Below are 22893 nucleotides of genomic sequence, written 5' to 3' on the forward strand. Positions count from 1 at the left end.
CCAGGATTTGATGATGACCACCTCGCCGCTGTTGCCACTGACCGCCGCTGACCTGCTGCCACTCGCGCCCGAGCTGGTGCTGATCGGCAGCGCGTTCGCCCTGTTGATCCTCGATCTGTTCATCAGCAAGCAGAACAAGATCTGGACCCACCTGTTCTCGGTTGCCGCACTGGCGGTCGTGCTGTTCATGCTCGCCACCGGCGTGGGCGGGCAGGGCGAGGTCTTCCACGGCATGTTCGTCCGCGATACCGCGGCCGACGTGATGAAGGCCGTGATCGTGCTGTGCAGCGGCCTGACCCTGGTGTACGGCTGGAGCTACCTGCGCGAACGCGATCTGTTCCAGGGCGAAATCCCGGTGCTGATCCTGTTTGCCACCTCCGGCATGATGATCCTGGTCTCGGCCGGCAGCCTGCTGATGGTGTACCTGGGCCTGGAACTGCTGGCGCTGTGTTCCTATGCCCTGGTCGCGAGCAACCGTGACAACGGCCTGGCCACCGAAGCGGCGATGAAGTACATCGTGCTGGGTTCGCTGGCCTCGGGCCTGCTGCTGTACGGCATGTCGCTGGTCTACGGCGCCACCGGTTCGCTGCACCTGGACGCCATCAACGCGGCCATCCCCAATTCCGACGAGAAGATGCTGCTGCTGACCGGCGCGGTGTTCATGATCGCCGGCGTGGCCTTCAAGCTCGGCGCGGCGCCGTTCCACATGTGGTTGCCCGATGTGTACCAGGGCGCTCCGGCGCCGGTCGCGCTGTTCATCAGCTCGGCCCCGAAGCTGGCCGCGTTCGGCATGGCCTACCGCCTGCTGGAAGTGGGCGTGGGCCCGCTGTCGGACGAGTGGAAGTACCTGATTGGTGGCCTGGCGGCGCTGTCGCTGGTGGTCGGCAACCTGATGGCGATTGCGCAGAGCAACCTCAAGCGCATGCTGGCGTACTCGACCGTGTCGCACATCGGCTTCCTGCTGCTGGGCATCGCCGGTGGCGGCGAGCGGGGTTATGCAGCGGCGCTGTTCTATGCCCTGAGCTACGCAATCATGTCCACCGCCGGTTTCGGCGCGATCATCGCACTGTCGCGCAATGGTTTTGAAGCCGAGAAGATCGACGACCTGAAGGGCCTGAACGCCCGCAACCCGTGGATGGCAGGCCTGGTCCTGTGCATCATGGCGTCCATGGCCGGCATCCCGCCGTTCCTGGGCTTCTGGACCAAGCTGGCGGTGCTGGGCGCGGCCATCAACGGTGGCATGCTGTGGCTGGCCATTCTTGGCGTGATCTGCGCGGTGATCGGTTGCTTCTACTACCTGCGCGTCATCAAGGTCATGTACTTCGATGAGCCGGTGGGCGAGCCGCTGCCGGCCAACAACGACCGCGTGCTGGGTGTGGTGCTGGGCGTGAATGCCCTGGCGCTGCTGGCACTGGGCCTGGCCTGGAACCCGATCATGGTGTGGTGCCAGCAGGCTTTTGCGCATCTTGCATAAAAAGCGATACAAAGCTGCGCAGTTCGTGTAATATTCGTTTCCTGAGTTGTTGATGCAGCGGTTTCGCCAGAACATCGTTGCGGTAAGAGATCAACTCAACCACTTCTGCTGCGGGGTGGAGCAGTCTGGCAGCTCGTCGGGCTCATAACCCGAAGGTCGCAGGTTCAAATCCTGCCCCCGCTACCAAGTTGTATTGCTGGATGTCAGATATCCAGCACCAGAACGGCGACCCTCGGGTCGCCGTTCTGCGTTGCACGTCCGCGGCGCTAGAGTGCGGAGAGTCTGTACCGCAGTCCGACCAGGCGACTGAGTGTGCCGTTGAGGATGGCGGTGCGGCGTTTGGCCCAGAAGGTGCCTGGGACTGGACGCCGCCGCCGCTGAAGCAGTATCCGTCCCCTGCTTACACGACGGGGCAGAACCCGAGCGGATTCCTCAGCGCGAACGCCCCGGTCGATGTGAACGGAATATTGCTCATTGACGCCATGATGCAGGTCAGAACACCTGTCGGGAGGTGGCATTACGCCATGCGCAGGATCGTGGCGCGACGTGCTGCGTGGCGCGACCCGGCGCCCGGCTATGACCGGTCGACGCTGCCCAGTTACGACTCGCTTGAGTTCGACGCCTGAGCGCAGTCGTCAGCGTTCTTTCCTGGGCGTTGGCTGCAACGAAAGGGCAGGGCCGTGCTGCCACGGTGATGCATGGGTTGCGCCGCGCGCGCGCATCCATTACAATTCCGCTTCTGCTGCGGGGTGGAGCAGTCTGGCAGCTCGTCGGGCTCATAACCCGAAGGTCGCAGGTTCAAATCCTGCCCCCGCTACCACAGAAAATCTGCAGTGCAGATGCAGTAGACGAAAAAGCGATTCCGGCAACGGGGTCGCTTTTTTCGTTGGGACGGCCGGAGGGGAGGCTGGCACGGCGCGGGCAGGGGCGGGCAGCGCGTCATGAAGATGAATGGACCGTCGGATTGACCCGTTTGGCGTCCCCGCCCGTTGCACCAGCGCAGTGCAACGGCTATCATCCACGGCTTAGCGGACTACCTGACTGGGCCCATTCTCTGGAATGTGGACCGTCCCGCGACCGGCTTCCGGGCCGTGCGACTTCCCTTCAGGTAGTCGTGACCCCCCGGACGGCTGGGCTCGCAGCATCACGCACCGCGCGTGATCTGCAACCGGAATCCAGCATGACCGGAGTTGTACCGGACAAGGGGCCCAGCGGGCCCTTTGTTGTTTCCGGGCTCCAGGTACTGCGCCGGGCCAGCATCTCTTTCAATGAATCAAGGCAGACTGTGAGCGACAAGGCAACCGAAATCGCGAATCTGCTCGCCCCCACCGTTCAGTCGCTGGGTCTCGAGCTGCTGGGTGTGGAGTATCTGACCGCCCCGGGTGGCGCCACGCTGCGCCTGTATATCGACGTGCCGCTGGCCGAACAGCCCGAGCGCGTGGTCAACATCGACGACTGCGAGCGCGTGAGCCGCGAAGTGTCGGCCCAGCTGGACGTGGAAGACCCGATCACCGCCAATTACACGCTGGAAGTGTCCTCGCCCGGCGTGGACCGCCCGCTGTTCACCTTCGATCATTTCGAACGTGCCGTCGGCGAGTCCGCAAAGGTCACCTTGAAGCTGCCACAGGACGGCCGTCGTCGCCTGCAGGGCGAAATCCTCGGTGTCGATGCCGAGCAGAAGACGGTCACTTTCAAGGTCGACAATTCCCCGTTTACCGCCGACATCGAGAATATCGAGAAGGCACGCATCATGCCGGACTGGGCCGCCCTCGGCCTGGCTCCGACCAAACCGACTGGCCCGGCACCCAAGCAGGGTGGCAAGGCGAACAAGAAACCATCCAACGAGCCGGCGGCCAAGAAGCCGCGCGCGGAGTGAGCCAACAATGAGCAAGGAACTTTTGCTGGTAGTGGATGCGGTCGCCAATGAAAAGGGCGTTCCGCGTGAAGTGATCTTCGATGCGATCGAAGCAGCACTGGCGTCGGCCGCGAAGAAGCGCTATCCCGATGAGGAAGTGCTGGCGCGCGTGTCGATCGACCACAAGGACGGCACCTACGAAACCTTCCGCCGCTGGGAAGTGGTGGCCGATGACGTGGTGATGGAATCGCCGGACCGCCAGATTCGCCTGATGGATGCCATCGACGAAGCCGAAGGCGTGGAAGTGGGCGATTACATCGAAGAACAGATCGAAAACCCGGACTTCGGCCGCATCGCGGCGCAGGCCGCCAAGCAGGTGATCGTCCAGCGCGTGCGTGAAGCCGAACGCCAGCAGGTGGTCGATGCGTGGAAGGACCGCGTGGGCGAGCTGGTTACCGGCGTGGTCAAGCGCGCCGAGCGCGGCAACATCTACGTGGACCTGGGCGGCAACGCCGAGGCCTTCATCCCGAAGGACAAGGGCATTCCGCGCGACGTGCTGCGCGCTGGCGACCGCGTGCGCGGTTACCTGGCCGAAGTCCGCTCGGAACCGCGTGGCCCGCAGCTGTTCATCAGCCGCGCCGCCCCGGAATTCATGATCGAGCTGTTCAAGCTGGAAGTGCCGGAAGTAGGCCAGGGCCTGGTCGAGATCAAGGCCTGTGCACGCGACCCGGGCGACCGCGCCAAGATCGCCGTGCTCGCCCACGATGCGCGCACCGATCCGATCGGCGCCTGCATCGGCATGCGCGGTTCGCGCGTGCAGGCGGTGTCCAACGAGCTCAATGGCGAGCGCGTGGACATCGTGCTGTGGAACGACAACCCCGCCAACTTCGTCATCAATGCGATGGCGCCGGCGGAAGTGCAGTCCATCATCGTCGATGAAGACAAGCACTCGATGGACCTGGCCGTGGCTGAAGAGCGCCTGGCCCAGGCGATCGGCAAGGGCGGCCAGAACGTGCGCCTGGCCAGCCGCCTGACCGGTTGGCAGCTCAATGTGATGACCCAGGACCAGGTGACCGCCAAGTCCGAGGCAGAGCAGGGCGTTGCCCGCCAGCTGTTCATGGACAAGCTGGAAGTGGATGAAGAAATCGCCGCCATCCTGGTGACCGAAGGCTTCAACACCGTGGAAGAAATCGCCTACGTCCCGGTCGGCGAACTGCTGGCCGTGGAAGGCTTCGACGAAGACATCGTCGAAGAGCTGCGTGCCCGTGCCCGCGATGCGCTGCTCAACGAAGCGCTTGCGGTGGAGGAGGGTCTGGAAGATGGTTCGCCGTCCGAAGACCTGCTCGCCCTGGAAGGCATGGACGAGGCAACCGCCTACGCCCTGGCCGGCCATGGCGTGCGTACGAGTGAGGACCTGTCGGACCTGGCCGCCGATGAGATCCTCGAGTTCGGTATCGAGGACATGGACCAGGAGCGCGCCGCCGCCCTGATCCTTGCCGCCCGAGCCGAGGAGATCGCCCGCCTGGAGCGCGGCGAATGAGCCAGCGATGAACAGTGCCCTGACCCGATCAGGGCTTAGACTCCGCGCTGCCTTCGCCCGTTTCGGAGGAGCGCCAACCAGATCATAGGATCCGAATGTCGCAGCAAACCACCATCCGCAAGCTTGCCGAACTGGTCAATACGCCGGTCGAAAAACTGCTTGAACAGCTTGCCGAAGCCGGCATGAAGTTCAGCGGTCCCGACCAGGTCGTGACCAGCACCGAGAAGGTGAAGCTCCTGGGCTTCCTTCGTCGTTCGCATGGCAAGACCGAGCAGCCCGTCGAGAGTGCCGACGAGGCTGCGAAGAAGATCACCCTCAACCGTCGCAAGTTGCAGGAAGTGACCGTCAGCGCCGGCCGCAGCAAGACCACCGTCAATGTTGAAGTGCGCCAGAAGCGCACCTACACCAAGGACGCCAGTGGCAAGGCGATGACGCCGGATGAGGAGCGCGCCGACATCCTGCGCAAGCTGGAGGAATCCCGCCAGCGCAATCTGGACGAGCAGCGTGCACTGGCCGAAAAGGACCGTGCGCGCGATGAAGAAATCGCACGCAAGCGCCAGGAAGAGATCGACGCCAAGGAACGCGCCGAAGCCGAGCGCAAGGCTGCCGAAGCCGCTGCTGAAGCCGCGAAGAACGCCCCGCCGGCACCGGTGGCGGCTGCCCGCCCGGCCGCCAGCGAAGCGCCGGCACGTGCCGCGCGTCCGTCCGCGCCGACCCCGGCCCGTCCGGCTGCGCGTGCAGACGATCGCAACTCGAACAACAACAACAACAACCGCCCGGGCGCCAAGCGCGACGACGATGGTGGCAACCGCTTCGCCGGTCAGCTGCATCTGTCGGCCGCCGATCGCGCGCGTCGCGGCAACAACAGCAACTCGCGCGGTCGTCCGGGCGGTCGCGTGCAGCACGGCGGTCGTCGTGACAGCAACCAGTCGCGCAGCGGCGGTGGTGCCCATGGTTTCGAACGTCCGCTCGCACCGATCGTGCGTGACGTCACCATCGGCGACACCATCACCGTGGCCGACCTGGCCCAGAAGCTGGCCCTGAAGGGCGGCGATGTGGTCAAGGCGCTGTTCAAGATGGGCGTGATGGCCACCATCACCCAGACCATCGACCACGACACTGCGGCGCTGGTGACCGAAGAACTCGGCCACAACGTGATCCGCGCCAACACCAACGACGCCGAAGACGCGCTGCTGGCGTTGAACGAAGGCGAGCAGGGCGAAGCCGTTTCGCGTCCGCCGGTGGTCACCATCATGGGCCACGTCGACCACGGCAAGACCTCGCTGCTGGATTACATCCGCCGCACCAAGGTCGCCACCGGCGAAGCCGGCGGCATCACCCAGCACATCGGTGCGTACCACGTTGAAACGCCCAAGGGCGTCATCAGCTTCCTGGATACCCCGGGCCACGCCGCGTTCACCTCGATGCGTGCCCGCGGTGCCAAGCTGACCGACATCGTGGTGCTGGTGGTAGCGGCCGACGACGGTGTCATGCCGCAGACCAAGGAAGCGATCCAGCATGCCCGCTCCGCCGGTGTGCCGCTGATCGTGGCCATCAACAAGATCGACAAGTCCGGCGCCGACCCGATGCGGGTCAAGAACGAACTGCTCGCCGAGCAGGTCGTGTCCGAAGACTTCGGCGGCGACATCCAGATGGTGGAAATTTCGGCCAAGGCCGGTCTCGGTATCGACGACCTGCTGGACGCGATTTCGATCCAGGCCGAACTGCTGGAACTGAAGGCCGTGGCCGATGGCCGCGCCAGCGGCGTGGTCATCGAGTCCTCGCTGGACAAGGGCCGCGGCCCGATCGCCACCGTGCTGGTGCAGCAGGGTTCGCTGAAGAAGGGCGACTACCTGGTCTGCGGTATCCAGTACGGCCGCGTGCGTGCGCTGTTCGATGAGACCGGCAAGCAGCCCGACCAGGCTGGCCCGTCCATCCCGGTGCAGGTGCTGGGTCTGTCCGGCGTGCCGGATGCAGGCGATGACTTCGTCGTGGTCGAGGACGAGCGCCTGGCCAAGGACGTCGCGCAGCAGCGCGAAATCAAGCGCCGTGAATCGCGCCTGGTGCAGTCGGCCGGCAGCCGCATGGAAGACATCATGGCAACCCTGGGCAAGGGCGATGGCCAGCAGGTGCTGAACCTGGTGATCAAGGCCGACGTGCAGGGTTCGGTGCAGGCGCTGAGCCAGGCACTGGTTGCGCTGTCCAACGAAGACATCCGCATCAACGTGATCCACTCCGGCGTGGGCGGCATCACCGAATCGGACGCCAACTCGGCGGTTGCCTCCAAGGCCACCGTCATCGGCTTCAACGTGCGTGCGGACGCTTCGGCGCGTCGCATCATTGAATCCAACGGCGTGGACCTGCGTTACTTCTCGATCATCTATGACGTGATCGATCAGGTGAAGCAGGTGGCCTCCGGTCTGCTCGGGGTGGAAATCCGCGAAGAGATCATCGGTGTCGCCCAGGTCCGCGACGTGTTCCGCAGCTCCAAGTTCGGTGCGGTGGCCGGCTGTATGGTCATCGAAGGCACGGTCAAGCGCAGCAAGCCGATCCGCGTCCTGCGCGACAGCGTGGTGGTGTTCGAAGGCGAGCTGGAATCGCTGCGCCGCTTCAAGGAAAACGTCGACGAAGTCCGCAACGGTACCGAATGCGGTATCGGCGTGAAGGCTTACAACGACGTCAAGCCGGGCGACCAGATCGAGTGCTTCGAGCGTATCGAAGTGCCGCGTACCCTGTAATGTGAAACAGGGCCCGACCCACGGTCGGGCCCTGCCCCGTATACCCATTCAAAGAGCTCCTCGTGCCAAAAACCTTCCATCGAACCGACCGTGTTTCCGCCCAGATCCGCCGTGAGCTGGGTACGCTCGTACATAACCTTGTGCGCGTGCACGGCTTGCCTTCGGTGAGCGTTTCCGACGTCGAAATCACCCGTGACATGGCCCATGCCAAGATTTTCGTCACCGCGCTGATGCCCGAACGTGCGGCCGAGGCGATGAAGGGGCTGAAGGAGCTGGCCTGGGAGCTGCGCATGGACCTGGCCAAGGCCATGAAGCTGCGCCACGTGCCGGAACTGCACTTCCACTACGACGATTCGGTCGACCGTGGCGAGCGCATCGACAACCTCCTGCGCGACCTGCCCGACACGCTCGCGGCCGAAAAGAACCGCGAAGCCGAAGACGGCGACGACGAAACCAAATGACGTAGCGCCGGGCTCTGCCCGGCGTTCCGCCGTAGAGCCACGCCCTGCGTGGCTGTCCTTCGCGCCGACCCCCGGTCCGCGCACAGCCGGGCAGAGCCCGGCGCTACGATAATCGCCACCATGACCAGAATCACCTTCCGTCGCCTGGACGGCATCCTCCTGCTCGACAAACCCACCGGCATGAGCTCCAACGCCGCGCTGCAGGTGGCGCGCCGCCTGTTCCGCGCTGAAAAGGGCGGCCACACCGGCAGCCTGGACCCGCTGGCCACCGGCCTGCTGCCGCTGTGCTTCGGCGAAGCCACCAAGATTGCCGGCCTGCTGCTGGGCGCGGCCAAGGCCTATGACGCCGACATCGTGCTGGGCCAGACCACCGATACCGACGATGCCGACGGCAGCGTGCTGCTGGAGCGCGCGGTACCGTCGATCAGCCGCGACCAGCTTGAAGTGGCCCTGGCCTCCCTGAAGGGCCGGATACGTCAGCGCGCCCCGATTTTCTCGGCGCTCAAGCAGGGGGGTGAACCGCTGTACCTGAAGGCCCGCCGGGGCGAGACCATCGACGCGCCCGAACGCGATGTGGAGGTCCATGCCATCGAGGTCCTGGACCAGCAGCCGACCCGGCTGTCGCTGCGCGTGACCTGCGGTTCAGGCACCTATATCCGCAGCCTGGCCCGCGACCTGGGCGAAGCGCTGGGCTGTGGTGCGCACATTGCCGGCCTGCGCCGGCTCTGGGTGGACCCGTTCCGCGACGTCCCCATGGTCAGCCTGGACACCCTGCGCGCCTTGGCGGAGCGGGGCGACGAGCCTGCCATGGAGGCGCTGCTGCTGCCGTTGGCGGCCGGCCTGGCCGACTATCCGCGGGTCGATCTGGATGCTGAACAGGCGCCGCGCTTCTGCGTGGGCCAGCGCCTGCGCGATCCGGCCTGGCCGCCCGGTACCGTGGCCGTGTATGGCCCGGAGGACCGGATCCAGGGGCTTGGCGAGGTCGACCAGACCGGCCGGCTGTCCCCCCAGCGCCGCTTCAACCTCTGACCCGGACCCACCCGGCGCTTGTTCCGGGGGGCTGCGAACGTTACAATTTCGCGGCCTTTTCAGGCTTCCCCGCGTCTGCGGGTTCATCCTTTCGTTAACGGCGAGTCGCGCGGTACGCCAATGGGGCGTTTCTGCGGGCCACGCATCCAAGAGAAAACAGATATGTCGATCGACACCCAGAAGGTCATTGAAGACAACAAGCGCAGCGCCGCCGATACCGGTTCCCCGGAAGTGCAGGTCGCCCTGCTGACCGCCCGCATCGAACTGCTGACCGGCCACTTCAAGACCCACAAGAAGGATCACCACAGCCGCCGCGGTCTGCTGCAGATGGTCAACCGCCGCCGCAGCCTGCTGGACTACCTGAAGAAGAAAGACGCCCCGCGTTACAAGGCCCTGATCGAAAAGCTCGGCCTGCGTCGCTAAGCACGAACCCCGACCGCGGCGCAGGAATGCGCCGCGGTTTTGTTTTGGCAGTACCGAATCAAACGCCAGGACCGGACTTCCGGTCACCCGTCGGCGGCAAGGGTCGCCCGCGGTCCATTCGAAGACAGCATCTCCCCAAGGACATCCCCCGTGGCAAAAATCACCAAAACCTTCCAGTACGGCAAGCACACCGTCACGCTTGAGACCGGCGAAATCGCCCGTCAGGCCGGTGGCGCCGTCATCGTCAAGTTCGACGACACCGTGCTGCTGGTCTCCGCCGTGGCTGCCAAGAGCGCGCGTGAGGGCCAGGACTTCTTCCCGCTGACCTGTGACTATCAGGAGAAGTTCTACGCCGGTGGCCGTATCCCGGGTGGCTTCTTCAAGCGCGAAGGCCGCGCGACCGAGAAGGAGACGCTGATCTCGCGCCTGATCGATCGTCCGATCCGTCCGCTGTTCCCGGAAGACTACAAGAACGAAGTGCAGATCATCGCCACGGTCATGTCGCTGAACCCGGACATCGACGGCGACATCGCCGCGCTGATCGGCGCCTCGGCTGCACTGTCGCTGGCCGGTACCCCGTTCAAGGGTCCGATCGCCGCTGCCAAGGTGGGTTACAAGAACGGTGAGTACATCCTCAACCCGACCGTGACCGAACTGAAGGATTCGGAGCTGGAACTGGTGGTGGCCGGTACCGCCAACGCCGTGCTGATGGTCGAATCCGAAGCCGCGCTGCTGTCCGAAGACGTGATGCTGGGCGCCGTGACCTTCGGTCACCGCGAAATGCAGAAGGTCATCAACGCCATCAACGAGCTGACCGTGGAAGCCGGCACCAAGCCGTCGACCTGGGTCGCCCCGGCCAAGAACGACGTGCTGATCAGCGCCCTGCAGGAAGCCATCGGCCCGCGCCTGGGCGAAGCCTTCCAGGTGCGCGACAAGCTGCAGCGCCGCGACGCCATCTCGGCGATCAAGAAGGACGTGACCGAGTCGCTGGCGGGCCGCGTGGCCGCTGAAGGCTGGAACCCGGCCGAGCTGTCGAAGGAATTCGGCGAGCTGGAATACAGCACCATGCGCAACTCGGTGCTCGACACCAAGGTCCGCATCGACGGCCGCGCGCTGGACACCGTCCGCCCGATCGCCGTGAAGACCGGCATCCTGCCGCGCGTGCACGGCTCCTCGCTGTTCACCCGTGGCGAGACCCAGGCCATCGTGACCATCACGCTGGGTACCGCCCGCGACGGCCAGGTGATCGACGCCGTGTCCGGCGAGTACAAGGACAACTTCCTGTTCCATTACAACTTCCCCCCGTATTCGGTGGGTGAGACCGGCCGCATGATGGGCCCGAAGCGTCGCGAAATCGGCCACGGCCGCCTCGCCAAGCGCGGCGTGCTGGCAGTGATGCCGTCGCTGGAAGCCTTCCCGTACACCATCCGCGTCGTCTCGGAAATCACCGAGTCGAACGGTTCCTCGTCGATGGCCTCGGTCTGCGGTTCCTCGCTGGCCCTGATGGACGCCGGCGTGCCGGTCAAGTCGCCGGTTGCCGGTATCGCCATGGGCCTGGTCAAGGAAGGCGAGCGCTTTGTCGTCCTGTCCGACATCCTGGGTGACGAAGACCACCTGGGCGACATGGACTTCAAGGTCGCCGGTACCGCTGAGGGCATCTCCGCCCTGCAGATGGACATCAAGATCGAAGGCATCACCGAAGAAATCATGAAGCAGGCACTGCAGCAGGCCAAGGCTGGCCGTCTGCACATCCTGGGTGAAATGGCCCACGGCCTGACCGCTCCGCGCCAGGAGCTGTCGGACTACGCGCCGCGCCTGCTGACCATCAAGATCCACCCGGACAAGATCCGCGAAGTGATCGGCAAGGGTGGTTCCACCATCCAGGCCATCACCAAGGAAACCGGCACCCAGATCGACATCCAGGACGACGGCACCATCGTCATCGCCTCGGTCAATGCCATCGCTGCGCAGGCCGCCAAGGCCCGCATCGAGCAGATCACCTCGGACGTCGAGCCGGGCCGCATCTACGAAGGCAAGGTCGCCAAGATCATGGACTTCGGTGCGTTCGTCACCATCCTGCCGGGCAAGGACGGCCTGGTGCACGTCTCGCAGATCTCCAGCGAGCGCGTTGAAAAGGTCGGCGACAAGCTGAAGGAAGGCGACGTGGTCAAGGTCAAGGTGCTGGAAGTCGACAAGCAGGGCCGTATCCGCCTGTCGATGAAGGCCGTCGAGGAAGGCGAAGGCGCCTCGGCTGAATAATCGACCGCGAAACGAGGTAGGTGACGCAGACAACGGCAGAGCCGTTGTCAACGTCGCTTGCCGACGGCCCGAAGGGGGCCCGCCCACTGGGCGGGCATACCGTTGGTCGTCACCCCTTGAAAAAATACGGGCCTTCGGGCCCGTTTTTTTTGCTTGGCGCACGATCTTCGATCAGGGTCGTCGCGAGCGTTCAGAGCCCCGCCGCGGCCGGTAGGCCCCTGTGAAGATGTCCCCCGGCCGACGCCTGGCGGCGACGGCCTCCTCCTTTACTTTGCCAGGGACCTGCCGGCCGCGACGGGGCATGGCTTGCGGCCCGTCGCTTGCCCCACCGGCAGCCGCGTCTGCTTTACCGCGAGGGCCCTTGTGCAGTCATTGCGTTTCCCGTCCACAGCAACGGGACGTGTCCGCCGGACAGATTCGCAGGACATCCGGCCATGACGGCCTGCGCCTTGTTAACGTTGGCCCATTCCTCTCCACGGAGTCGCCATGTACCGCCTGTCTGCTTTCCTGTTGGCTACCGCCCTCGCGGTCGCGCTTCCGCTCGCCAGCCTTGCCGCCCCGGCGCCGAATGCGGTGATCGGGGCCTACTATCCGGGCGGTTCGGCCGAGCGCTATCCAGTGGCGTCCATTCCCGCCGATACGCTGACCCATCTGTTCTACGCGTTCGCGCGCATCGACGACGGCAAGTGCGTGGTGGACGACGGCGCTGCAGCGCACTTCAAGGCACTGGCCGCGCTCAAGCGCGAACACCCGCAGCTGCACACCCTGATCTCCATCGGCGGCTGGAACGCCGGCGGCTTCTCCGATGCCGCGCTGACGGCACAGAGCCGCGAACGTTTCGTGCGCTCGTGCGTTGCGATGTTCTTCGAGCAGCATCGCGGCAGCTTCGACGGTGTGGATATCGATTGGGAATTCCCGGTCTCCGGTGGCCCACTGGAGATCACTGATCGCCCGCAGGATCGCCGCAACATGACCCTGCTGGTGCAGGAATTCCGCCGCCAGCTTGATGCGCTGGATGGCGGCAAGGGTCCACATCGGCTGCTGACCGCCGCACTGCCGGCCGGTCGCGTACAGACCGACGGCCCGTACGATCCCGCGCTCAGCTATGAGTTGAAGGAACTGGGCAAGGCGCTCGATTTCATCAACCTGATGAGCTACGACATGGGCACCGGCTTCTCCAAGGTGTCCACCTTCAACGCGCCGCTGCGCGAGGTGCCGCAGGACCCGCTCGCACCGGAACAACGCCGCTGGAACAACGTGGAAGGCGCCGTGCAGTACTACCGCCAGCATGGCGTGCCCAACGACAAGCTGGTGCTGGGCGTGCCGTTCTACGGGCGCGGCTTCAAGGTCACCACCGAATCTGCCGATGGCCTGTACCAGCCCTACAGCGCCCCGTTCGATGCAGGCGAATGGCGCCGCATCAAGCAGGAGTTCCTGGGCAAGCCCGGCTGGCAGCGGCACTGGCATCCGATGGCGCAGTCACCGTGGTTGTACAACGCCGCCGACAAGGTGTTCATCAGCTACGAAGACCCGGCCTCGATCGCGTTACGCGCCGACTATGCCAAAGAGCAGAACCTGCGCGGCGTGTTCACCTGGGAACTGACCGGCGACGACGATGAAGGTAGTCTGCTGAAGGCCATGGCCCACCCGTAGAGCCACGCCCTGCGTGGCGGGCTCTTGCGGAACACCACGCAGCCACGCAGGGCGTGGCTCTACCGCTATGCTTGGGCCATGACCGGCATCCGGCTACTGGATCTGCACATCGACCGCGCCTCGCAGCAGGTGCGGCGCGGTGACGTGATGCTGCCGGTGAGCGGGCTCAGCTGGCGGTTGCTGGACTGCCTGCTGGAGCACGGCACCGATGTGGTCGACTTCGATACGCTGGCACGGCAGGTCTGGGCGCCGGCCGTGGTGGGCGAGGATGCGATCAGCCAGCGGGTGAAACTGCTGCGCCAGGCGTTGGGCGATGACGGCCGCCAGCCGCGCTACGTGCGCTCCGTGCGGGGTCGCGGTTACCAGTTGTGCGCGCCGCTGCAGGCGTGCGCACCGGAAACGCCGACAGCGACGACGACGGAAGGATCGCAACGAAGCCCGCACCGGCGTTGGGCTTGGCTGGCGGCGGGCGTGGGTGCTGCCGGCGCCGCCATCGCCATCATCGTCGCGTGGCCGGGAAGCGCGACGCGCTCACCGGCCGATCCGGTACTGCAGCGCGCCGCGTATTACGCCGGCATCGGCCAGGCCAGCAACAACGAGCGTGCGATCACCCTGTACCGCCAGGCGCTGCAGATCGACCCCGATTCCAGCGCCGCACGGCGCGGCCTGGCGCGTGCATTGGCTGCCGATGCCTGCCTGTTCAACGGCAAGCCGGGGAACGCGCAGGAGGCACTGCAGCTGGCCGGGCAGGTGTTGCAGGCGGCTCCTGACGACGCAGCCGCGCATGCGCTGCGCGGGTACGCCCATGATTGCCTTGGCGCAATGCCGCAGGCGATTGCCGATTACGAGCAGGCGCTGCTGCGCGATCCCGACGATGAGCGCACCCGCGCCTCGCTGGCCTACCTGCAGCAGGAGCAGGGCCACCTGGCGGAGGCGCTCAAGGCCAACCTCGCGCTGCGCGCGCCCGAGCGGATCCGCTTCCGCGACGTGCAGGTCGCCCGCGAACTGGAACTGCTTGGCTTCACCGACGCCGCCGCACGCCGCCATGCGCGCAACTTCCAGCTGTACCCGGACAATGTCTTCAGCAACATTGCATGGCCGCGTGCGCTGATGAACATGGGCGAGCAGGACAAGGCGCGACAGGCGCTGGACCAGGCGCTCGCGCGCGGCACCCCACATCCACAGCTGCTGCGCCTGCACGGCGAACTGCTGTTGATGGGTGGCGACCGGCAAGGTGCGGCAGAGGCCTTCGAGCAGGGGCGCCTGCTGCGCCCGCTGCAGTCGCTGGGAAAGACCCTGGCCGGCCTGCAGCAGGGGAGTGGCACGCCGTCCCCGGAATGGATTGCCGCGCGTCTGCGCGAGGTGACCGCGCAGGCTGACGACGGCTGGTCGGACGCAGCCGTGGAACGGGCCCTGCTGCACCAGGCGCAGGGTGATGCGGGCGCGGCCATCGCCGACCTGCACCGCGCGGTGGACACCGGCTTCCGCGACGCCGCGTGGCTGCGCGTCACCCCGCTGTTCGCCCCCCTGCGGCAGGCGCCCGGATGGGAGCGCCTGCTGGCCCGGATCGAAGCGGACGTGGCCGCGCAGCGGGCGCAGGTACTGGCAGCGTCCTGGCGCCCCGATGACCTGAAGGGCCTCAGCGCAACGCCGGCAACAGGAACTCGGTAAGCACGCGGCGCGACTGGGGATGGGCGTAGCTGCGGTTGTAGGCCTTGCTGGTCACCACCGCGACCAGCTTCTTCTCCGGCATCACGAACACATAGTTGCCGCCGTTGCCCGACATCGCCCATACCGTGGTTTCCTTCCCGTCCACCGGCAGCTTCAGGCCCCACCACTGGTAGCCGTAGTCGCTGCCGTCGTCGGTCTGCGCCTGCGGGCGGATCATGGCCGCGATGTAGTCGGCAGGCACCCGCTGCTTGCCCTGCCAGCGGCCGCCAGCCATCACCAGCTCGCCCAGCCGGGCCAGATCACGGGTGCGGTAGCGGGTGCCGCCGCCGCCCATGCCGATCCCCTCGGGTGAGCGGTTCCAGTGGCTGCGGGTGATGCCCAGCGGGCGCTCCAGGGCCTGCGCGGCATAGTCGGCCAGCGGCATCTTCGTGGCCTGTTCCACCACCGCGCCCAGCACGAATGAATTGGCCGTGCAGTAGGCGTGCGCGCGCCCGTGCGGGCTGTCCTCGGGGCGGGTCATCCACGGCGCGAATCCCTTGACCGGCAGCGCCAGCGCGAAGTCCAGCCAGCGCTCGGTCACGTACATGCGCTCTTCGTTGCCGGCGGAAAATTGATTCTGGTCATCGCATTCCCACAGGCTGCTCATGGTCAGCAGGTCTTCCAGTGTGGTGCCGCGCAGGCGGGGGTCGACCGGGTGCTGCGCGGTGAACTCCGGGAAGTAGTCGTAGACACGCGCCTGCACGCCCGGCAGGTGCCCGTCGCCGATGGCCGCCCCCACCAGCAGCGAGGTCACGCTTTTGCTGGCCGAGCGTACGTCGTTGAGCGTTTCGGCATCGGCACCGTTGAAATAGTGTTCGTAGGCCACCGTGCCATCGACCAGCAACAACACGCTGGTGACCTGTTTGATGTCCTCGCGGGCGATGGCCGCCTCCAGCGCGGCCAGAGGGGCCGGGTCCAGCTTCGGCGGGGCGGCCGGGGCCGTGAGGGGCAGGCAGGCGGCGAGCGCCAGCAACAGGGCGGGCAGGGTTCGATGCATGGGTGGAGTTCCTTGGGGTGAGGAACCCACTACGCCAGCAGCCCGTCTGAAGTGCTGGAATATCGCCTGAAGAATTCTGAAATCGCCCGTAGAGCCACGCCCTGCGTGGCTCTACGCGTTTTTCAGGCGTCTACAGCAGGGTGCGCCCACACGCTGTTGGGGTCGCCGTTTACGGCCCGGCGCTGCGTTGCGCGAGCCATGGCGGCAAAGCCCAGCGCCATCGCCAGCGCCACGCCGTCCACCCAGAACAGCGGCCAGTAACCACGCGCGGCACTGGTCCACAGCCACAGCCCGCTCATTGCCCCGTGCACCACCGGGATCAGCGCGGTCACCAGCGCCGCCGCCCACAGCAGCTCCACCGCTGCCCTGGACGGTGCCCGCAGCGCGGCCCACAGGGCGCAGCCGCCCCACACCAGGAAGCAGGTCCAGCGCATCCCCGCATCGGCGTGCGCCGGTGCCACGTGCTCCAGCACCTGCACGCTCACGAACGCCGCCGATATCGCCACGCACAGCCCGATGCATACCCCCACCGTGGCCCGTGCCATGTTCACCTGGGCGCGGCCCTGGGGGGCCTGGCGACGCTTGCGGCGCGACTCGATCCACAGCAGGTTGCCCGAATAGAACAGGAACGCCCCGCCCAGGCCGAGCACGAAGTACAGCCACGCCACCAGCCCGTTGCCGAATTCGCCGAAGTGCAGCGCATACGCCGCCGCCAACGTGGCGTGGTTGGCATCGCGATGCCCCGGCAGCTGGGTGTGCAGCACATCGCCGGTATTGGCATCCATCGCCACCGCGCCCAGCGGGCCCAGCGACACGCCGCCATCGCCGGTGATTTCGATCACGGCGTTTCGGTCACCGGCATTGGCCAGCTTCAGGTAGGCCGGCTCGAACACCGCCTGTCCCTTGTCATTCGCTACCGCAATCGCACGCGCATGCAGCATCGCCAGGCTGCCGGCACGCACCGGCTCGTTGGCGGGCGCGCGGATCGGCGCGGTGTCGGTGGCGCCCGGCAACGCCGCCAGCAGCTTGCCGTCGTAGATCAGTGGGTTGAGCGCGGCCATCTGCAGGAACATCAGGCACAGCAGCGCGCCGGTGACCGCGAACAACAGGTGGAACGGCAGGCTGAGCACGCCGATCACGTTGTGCGCGTCCTGCCACATCTGCTTGAGGTTGCGGCCCGGGCGCAGCGCGAACAGGTCGCCCACCAGCTTGGGCAGGTGGATCACCAGCCCGGACAGCAGCGCCAGTCCATACAGCAGGCTCACCACGCCCATCAAATAGATGCCGGCCACCGGCAGCCCCAGCGTGTAGTGCAGTTCGTTGACCAGTTCGGCCAGCCCGGCCTGCGGCGGAGTAGGGCTGCCATCGACATGGTCGGCCCATGCAAACAGCCAGGTGCCCTTGGCGTCCTGCCAGTACGCGATGGACTGCGGCGTTTCCGCGCCGGGGAAGGTCATGCCAACGTGCCTGCGCGCATCGGGGTGTTTGGCCAGCACGCCGTCGAGCAGGCGCTGCGCATCGTCCAGCGTCTGCGCCGGCTGGTTCATCGCCTGTGGCGACTGCCACAGCGGCAGGTCGTGGTGGAACACGGTGATGGCGCCGGCATAGAACGCCACGAACAACGCAAAGCCGGCCACCAGGCCAACCCAGGTGTGCACGGTGGTGAAGGTACGCAGGGTGAGCGAACTGAATTTCATCGAATGGGCCTCACTGCACCCAATGGAAGTGGCGCAGCAGCCACAGCAGGCCGAAACCGGACACGGCGCTGGCACTCAGCCAGAGCCAGGCACGCAGGCCGGTACGGAACGCGAACGCCCACAGTGCGGCCAGCATCCACAGCGGAATGAAGGCGACCATGCTGGGCACGATCACCGACTGCCACGGGCCCGGCGGCAGCCAGGTGATCAGACCGGTGGCCGCAGCCGCCACGAAGAAGCCCGCCAACAGGCCGGCCAGTGCACGTGCCCACATCAGCGGCGCGCCTCCGGGTCCGGCCGCGTCCAGGCGGCAAGGTAGGGCAGTGCCATCGCGGTGAGCATCCAGCCGGCCAGGGTGACGCACAAGCCGGTGGCCAGGCCGAGCTGGCCCATCCACAGCCACAGCGACGTGGCCGCGGCCACCAGCCCAAGCTGGCGGCCCAACCGCCCGGCACGGCGCAGGCGCGGCCAGCGGCAGTGCGGCGAGGCGGCGTAGAAGGCCAATGCCGAAAACGCCGACGCAGCGCCGGCCAGGCTGCAATACAGCAGCGCCAGGGTGTCGGCACTCACCACTGGTAACGCACGCTGGCGGTAACGGTGCGCGCATAGCCGTAGTAGCACCAGGTGCTGCTGTTGCACGCCGACACGTATTCCTTGTCGGTCACGTTGCTGGCGTTGACCTGCACCCGCCACGGGCCGCGGTCGTAATGCACGGCCGCGTCGAACAGGGTGAAGGACGGCGTATACCAGTCGTTGTAGATGTCGCCGTAGATGCCGCCGTTGTAGCGCACGCCACCGCCGAAGCCGAAGCCGCCCAGCACGCCGTGGGTGAAGGTGTAATCGGCGCCCAGCGAGGCGCTCTGCCTGGGCACCAGCGCCACGCGCTTGCCCACCGAGGCTTCATCCGTGCTCTGCCGCACCTTTGCATCCAGGTGGGTGTACGCGCCGTACACGCTCAGGCCCTGGCCGATGTTCCAGCGGCCTTCCAGCTCGCCACCGCGCACGCGGGTCTGGCCCTGCTGGATCGAGAACAGGGTGTGGTCCGGGTCGACGGTGAGCGTATTGTCCTGGTCGATCTGGTACACCGCCGCGGTCAGCAGCAGCTTGCCGCCCGCGGGCTGGTACTTGATGCCGGCCTCGAACTGCTCGCCGGTAGTGGGCGAGAACGCCTTGCCGGCGAAATCGGTGCCGATGGTGGTCTGGAACGACTGCGACCAGCTCACATACGGGCTGAGCCCGTTGTCGAACAGGTAGTTCACCCCGACCTTGCCGGAGAACTGGTCATCGCTCTGGTGCGCCGAGCTGGGCGTGCCGATGCGCTGGTCGGTATCGGTGCCTACCCAGTCCTGGCGGCCGGCCAGGGTGAGCAGCCAGCGGTCGATGCGGATCTGGTCCTGCAGGTACAGGCCCAGCGTGCCCTGGGTCTGCACCTGGCGCGAGGTGTAATCCGGAACGGTGACCGGCGCCCCATACACCGGGTTGTAGGCATCCAGCGGTGGCGCACCGAAGGCGAACGCCGAGGCGTAATCGTCTTTCGAACGACGGTAATCCAGCCCGGCCAGCAGCGTGTGTTCGGCCGCGCCGGTGGCGAAGCGGAAGGTGAGGTTGTTGTCGATGGCAACGCTGCGCGAAGTGTTCATGCGCGGGTAGTAGTAGCGCACCAGTTCGGTGCTGCCCGGCGCGGCCAGCCCGAACAGGCCCAGCGTGCCGGCGCTGGCGTCCACTTCGGCCCAGGTGTAGCGCACGTTCTGCGCGAATACGGTTTCATCGCCGAAATCGTGGCGGAACTCGTAGCCCAGCGAAGCGGTTTCCTTGGTGTAGTCGTTCACGCCCGGCTCGCCGCCGAAGAAGCTGCGGCGGATGTAACGGCCGTTCGCGCCCGGCACCATGGTGCCCTCGTAGGGTAGGAAGCCGCCGGCTTCCACGGTGTCGTTCTTCTGGTAGCGGGCCAGTACGGTGAGCGAATTTTCGTCGTTCGGGGTCCAGGTCACGGCTGGGGCGAGGTAGTACCGGTCGTCGTGCACGTGGTCGATCATGTTGTCGCTGTTGCGCGCCAGCCCGGTCAGCCGGTACAGCACGGTGCCGCTGTCGTTGAGCGCGCCGCCGATATCGAACGCGGCCTGCTTGAGGCCGTAATTGCCCACCTGCAGCTCCACTTCCTGTGCCTGGTTGGCGTGCGGGCGCTTGCTGACGAAGTTGACCAGCCCGCCCGGCGGCATCGCACCGTAGTTGACCGACGCCGGGCCCTTGAGCACGTCGATGCGCTCCAGCCCGTACGGCTCGATCCGCGATTCGCCGGTCCAGGTGCCTTCCACGCTGGCCAGCCCGTCCAGGTAGCGGGCCGGCTTGAAGCCACGCACCAGCAGCCAGTCGCTGCGGGTGTCATCGCCGTACTGGCCGCCCTGCGCGCCGGCGGTGTACCACACGGCCTCTTCCACGCCGTGGATGCCCCGGTCGCGCATCTGGCGGTCGGTGATGACCGAGATCGACTGCGGAATCTCGCGCAGCGGGGTATCGGTCTTGGTCGCGCTGCCCGAATCGGTGGCGATGGGGGCGGTGACCTGCACCGTGTCCAGGGTCCGGGCGGCGTCGCTGGGCTGGGCCAGGGCCACGGCCGGGGCGGCGAACAGGGCGGCGTGCAGGACAATGCACAGCTGGCGGGGCAGGGTGGCAGCGGCCGGGCGGGCGGCGGAAGACATCGCGATCCTTGGAAAGGCAGGCCCGGCAAGGGGAGCGGGCAATGTGCGCATGGTAATCATTGCTGTTTTCGTTCGCCACACAGTCCTGTTCAGACACCCACCAGGCCGGTAGCGCCGGCCGTTGGCATGCCCTCGGCATGCCGCAGCGTTCATGAGGGCCGGCCAACGGCCGGCGCTACCACGGCTGCCGAAGATTGGGCTTTGCCCGCGTTTGGTTTAAGATCGGGGCATCCACCTCGAGGCAACAAGGTGACCCGCGCCCAGCGCCGGTCCAGCGTGCGACATGAGCACTACCACCGCCCAGCGCTGAACGTCATGATGGCCCCTTGCCCAGGCGCCTTCATGGCGCTTTTCTTTTATCCGGCCGCGCCCCGGACACCCTCGACCCCGTTTCCCGGCCTGCCTTCCAGGCCCACCAGCACAAAGCCCCAGCCATGATTGCGATCACGCTTCCCGACGGCAGCCGCCGTGAGTTCGAAAACCCCGTCAGTGTCATGGACGTCGCCCAGTCGATCGGCGCCGGCCTGGCCAAGGCCACCATCGCCGGTTCGGTGGATGGCACGCTGGTCGATGCCAGTGACGTAATCGACCATGACGCTCGCCTGCGCATCATCACCGCCAAGGACGAAGAGGGCGTGGAAATCATCCGCCACTCCTGCGCCCACCTGGTAGGCCATGCGGTCAAGCAGTTGTACCCGGATGTGAAGATGGTGATCGGCCCGGTCATCGCCGAAGGCTTCTACTACGACATCTACTCCGAGCGCCCGTTCACCCCGGACGACATGGCCGCCATCGAAAAGCGCATGGGCGAGCTGATCGCGCAGGACTACGACGTGGTCAAGAAGGTGACCCCGCGCGCGGAGGTGGTGGAGATCTTCAAGGCCCGTGGCGAAGACTACAAACTGCGCCTGATCGAAGACATGCCGGCCGACATCCAGGCCATGGGCATGTACTACCACCAGGAATACGTGGACATGTGCCGCGGCCCGCACGTGCCCAACACGCGCTTCCTGAAGGCCTTCAAGCTGACCCGCATTTCCGGCGCCTACTGGCGTGGCGATGCGCAGAACGAGCAGCTGCAGCGCATCTACGGCACCGCCTGGGCCGACAAGAAGCAGCTTGAGGCCTACATCAAGCGCATCGAAGAAGCCGAAATGCGCGACCACCGCCGCATCGGCAAGCAGCAGGACCTGTTCCACCTGCAGGAAGAGGCCCCGGGCCTGGTGTTCTGGCACCCCAAGGGCTGGGCGCTGTGGCAGGTGGTCGAGCAGTACATGCGCAAGGTTTACCAGAAGAGCGGCTACGGCGAAGTGCGCTGCCCGCAGATCCTTGACGTGAGCCTGTGGAAGAAATCCGGCCACTGGGACAACTACCAGGACAACATGTTCTTCACCGAATCGGAGAAGCGCACCTACGCGGTCAAGCCGATGAACTGCCCGGGCCACGTGCAGGTGTTCAACCAGGGCCTGCACAGCTACCGCGACCTGCCGATCCGCTACGGTGAATTCGGTTCCTGCCACCGCAACGAGCCCTCCGGCGCGCTGCACGGCATCCTGCGCGTGCGTGGTTTCACCCAGGACGACGGCCACGTGTTCTGCACCGAATCGCAGATCGAATCGGAAGTGACCGCCTTCCACCAGCAGGCGCTGGCGGTGTACCAGCACTTCGGCTTCGAGGACATCCAGATCAAGATCGCCCTGCGCCCCGAATCGCGCCTGGGCGACGATGCCACCTGGGACAAGGCCGAAGCCGCGCTGCGTTCGGCGCTGTCCAGCTGTGGCGTGGAATGGCAGGAGCTGCCGGGCGAGGGCGCCTTCTACGGCCCGAAGATCGAATACCACCTCAAGGACGCCATCGGCCGTACCTGGCAGCTGGGCACCATGCAGGTCGATTTCATGATGCCTGGCCGCCTGGGCGCCGAGTATGTGGACGAAAACAGCCAGAAGAAGCACCCGGTCATGCTGCACCGGGCCATCGTGGGCTCCATGGAGCGCTTCATCGGCATCCTGATCGAGCACCATGCCGGCCAGTTCCCGGCCTGGCTGGCCCCGACCCAGGCGGTGGTGGCCAATATCACCGACGCCCAGGCTGAATACGTGCAGGAAGTGACGAAAACCCTTGCAGATCAAGGCTTCCGGGTAACGTCGGATTTGCGCAATGAGAAGATCGGTTATAAGATTCGCGAGCATACGCTGCAGCGGGTCCCGTACCTGCTGGTGGTGGGCGACCGCGAGAAGGAAAATGGCGCCGTAGCCGTGCGTACGCGCTCGGGCGAGGATCTGGGCAGCATGTCCGTCCAGGCGTTCGTCGAGCGGTTGCAGGCAGAACAGTCCGTGTAAGAAAGTCCCGGCCCTGTGG

16 protein-coding genes and 2 tRNA genes are annotated in these 22893 nt (G+C 66.1%); 13 read left to right on the top strand and 5 right to left on the bottom strand.

All coding sequences use genetic code 11. From position 1 onward, the window contains the following. The first annotated feature begins 13 nt into the window (after nt 1–13). The 12 genes from nuoN (at nt 14) to WIX41_RS15085 (ending at nt 15103) form a co-directional block, all read left to right on the top strand. Nucleotides 14–1474 (top strand): NADH-quinone oxidoreductase subunit NuoN, encoded by a 1461-nt coding sequence (gene nuoN / locus WIX41_RS15030; protein ID WP_339448846.1) that lies wholly within the window; start codon nt 14–16, stop codon nt 1472–1474. 109 nt (nt 1475–1583) lie between these two features. Beyond that, nucleotides 1584–1660, top strand: a tRNA-Met gene (locus tag WIX41_RS15035). A gap of 557 nt (nt 1661–2217) precedes the next feature. Continuing rightward, nucleotides 2218–2294: transfer RNA gene (locus WIX41_RS15040), tRNA-Met, on the top strand. Nucleotides 2295–2759: 465 nt separating this feature from the next. After that, a complete protein-coding gene (gene rimP / locus WIX41_RS15045; RefSeq protein WP_339448848.1) occupies nt 2760–3350 on the top strand; it encodes a ribosome maturation factor RimP in 591 nt (196 codons plus the stop codon). Nucleotides 3351–3357: 7 nt separating this feature from the next. Further along, nucleotides 3358–4869 carry a transcription termination factor NusA gene (gene nusA / locus WIX41_RS15050; protein ID WP_339448850.1) on the top strand — a complete coding sequence of 504 codons (1512 nt, stop codon included), beginning with the start codon at nt 3358–3360 and terminating at the stop codon, nt 4867–4869. Nucleotides 4870–4964: 95 nt separating this feature from the next. Continuing rightward, complete coding sequence (gene infB, locus WIX41_RS15055) at nt 4965–7607, top strand: translation initiation factor IF-2 (protein ID WP_339448852.1); 2643 nt, start codon at nt 4965–4967, stop codon at nt 7605–7607. A 62-nt stretch (nt 7608–7669) separates the two neighbouring features. Further along, nucleotides 7670–8068, top strand: a complete 399-nt coding sequence (rbfA, locus tag WIX41_RS15060) for a 30S ribosome-binding factor RbfA (RefSeq protein ID WP_339448854.1) — start codon at nt 7670–7672, stop codon at nt 8066–8068. A 120-nt stretch (nt 8069–8188) separates the two neighbouring features. Beyond that, on the top strand, nt 8189–9097 hold the full coding sequence (gene truB / locus WIX41_RS15065) for a tRNA pseudouridine(55) synthase TruB (RefSeq protein ID WP_339448856.1): 909 nt from the start codon (nt 8189–8191) through the stop codon (nt 9095–9097). Between the two features lie 162 nt (nt 9098–9259). Next, on the top strand, nt 9260–9520 hold the full coding sequence (gene rpsO, locus WIX41_RS15070; RefSeq protein ID WP_038687260.1) for a 30S ribosomal protein S15: 261 nt from the start codon (nt 9260–9262) through the stop codon (nt 9518–9520). 150 nt (nt 9521–9670) lie between these two features. After that, nucleotides 9671–11779 (top strand): polyribonucleotide nucleotidyltransferase, encoded by a 2109-nt coding sequence (pnp, locus tag WIX41_RS15075; RefSeq protein WP_339448860.1) that lies wholly within the window; start codon nt 9671–9673, stop codon nt 11777–11779. A gap of 486 nt (nt 11780–12265) precedes the next feature. Next, complete coding sequence (locus WIX41_RS15080) at nt 12266–13432, top strand: glycoside hydrolase family 18 protein (protein ID WP_339448862.1); 1167 nt, start codon at nt 12266–12268, stop codon at nt 13430–13432. A gap of 78 nt (nt 13433–13510) precedes the next feature. Next, the gene (locus WIX41_RS15085; RefSeq protein WP_339448864.1) at nt 13511–15103 is read left to right on the top strand and encodes a winged helix-turn-helix domain-containing protein; all 1593 of its coding nucleotides are present in this window, start codon (nt 13511–13513) and stop codon (nt 15101–15103) included. Here WIX41_RS15085 and WIX41_RS15090 read toward each other — a convergent pair. The 5 genes from WIX41_RS15090 to WIX41_RS15110 form a co-directional block, all read right to left on the bottom strand. Further along, the gene (locus tag WIX41_RS15090; RefSeq protein ID WP_339448866.1) at nt 15072–16139 is read right to left on the bottom strand and encodes a serine hydrolase domain-containing protein; all 1068 of its coding nucleotides are present in this window, start codon (nt 16137–16139) and stop codon (nt 15072–15074) included. The genes WIX41_RS15085 and WIX41_RS15090 overlap by 32 nt on opposite strands. 122 nt (nt 16140–16261) lie before the next feature. Next, on the bottom strand, nt 16262–17836 hold the full coding sequence (locus tag WIX41_RS15095) for a PepSY-associated TM helix domain-containing protein (protein ID WP_339448868.1): 1575 nt from the start codon (nt 17834–17836) through the stop codon (nt 16262–16264). Between the two features lie 10 nt (nt 17837–17846). Then, nucleotides 17847–18110, bottom strand: coding sequence for a hypothetical protein (locus tag WIX41_RS15100; RefSeq protein ID WP_339448870.1), 264 nt, complete (start codon nt 18108–18110; stop codon nt 17847–17849). Next, on the bottom strand, nt 18110–18406 hold the full coding sequence (locus WIX41_RS15105) for a hypothetical protein (RefSeq protein WP_339448872.1): 297 nt from the start codon (nt 18404–18406) through the stop codon (nt 18110–18112). The genes WIX41_RS15100 and WIX41_RS15105 overlap by 1 nt, the downstream gene beginning before the upstream one ends. Then, on the bottom strand, nt 18403–20535 hold the full coding sequence (locus WIX41_RS15110) for a TonB-dependent siderophore receptor (protein ID WP_339448874.1): 2133 nt from the start codon (nt 20533–20535) through the stop codon (nt 18403–18405). Before WIX41_RS15110 ends, WIX41_RS15105 begins: the two co-directional genes overlap by 4 nt. A gap of 434 nt (nt 20536–20969) precedes the next feature. On the opposite strand from WIX41_RS15110, the gene thrS reads away from it, so the two are divergent. Next, nucleotides 20970–22874 carry a threonine--tRNA ligase gene (thrS, locus tag WIX41_RS15115; RefSeq protein ID WP_339448876.1) on the top strand — a complete coding sequence of 635 codons (1905 nt, stop codon included), beginning with the start codon at nt 20970–20972 and terminating at the stop codon, nt 22872–22874. The last annotated feature ends 19 nt before the right edge of the window (nt 22875–22893 follow it).

Origin of the sequence: Stenotrophomonas sp. AB1(2024), from assembly GCF_037482345.1 — a bacterium.
Classification (GTDB): domain Bacteria; phylum Pseudomonadota; class Gammaproteobacteria; order Xanthomonadales; family Xanthomonadaceae; genus Stenotrophomonas.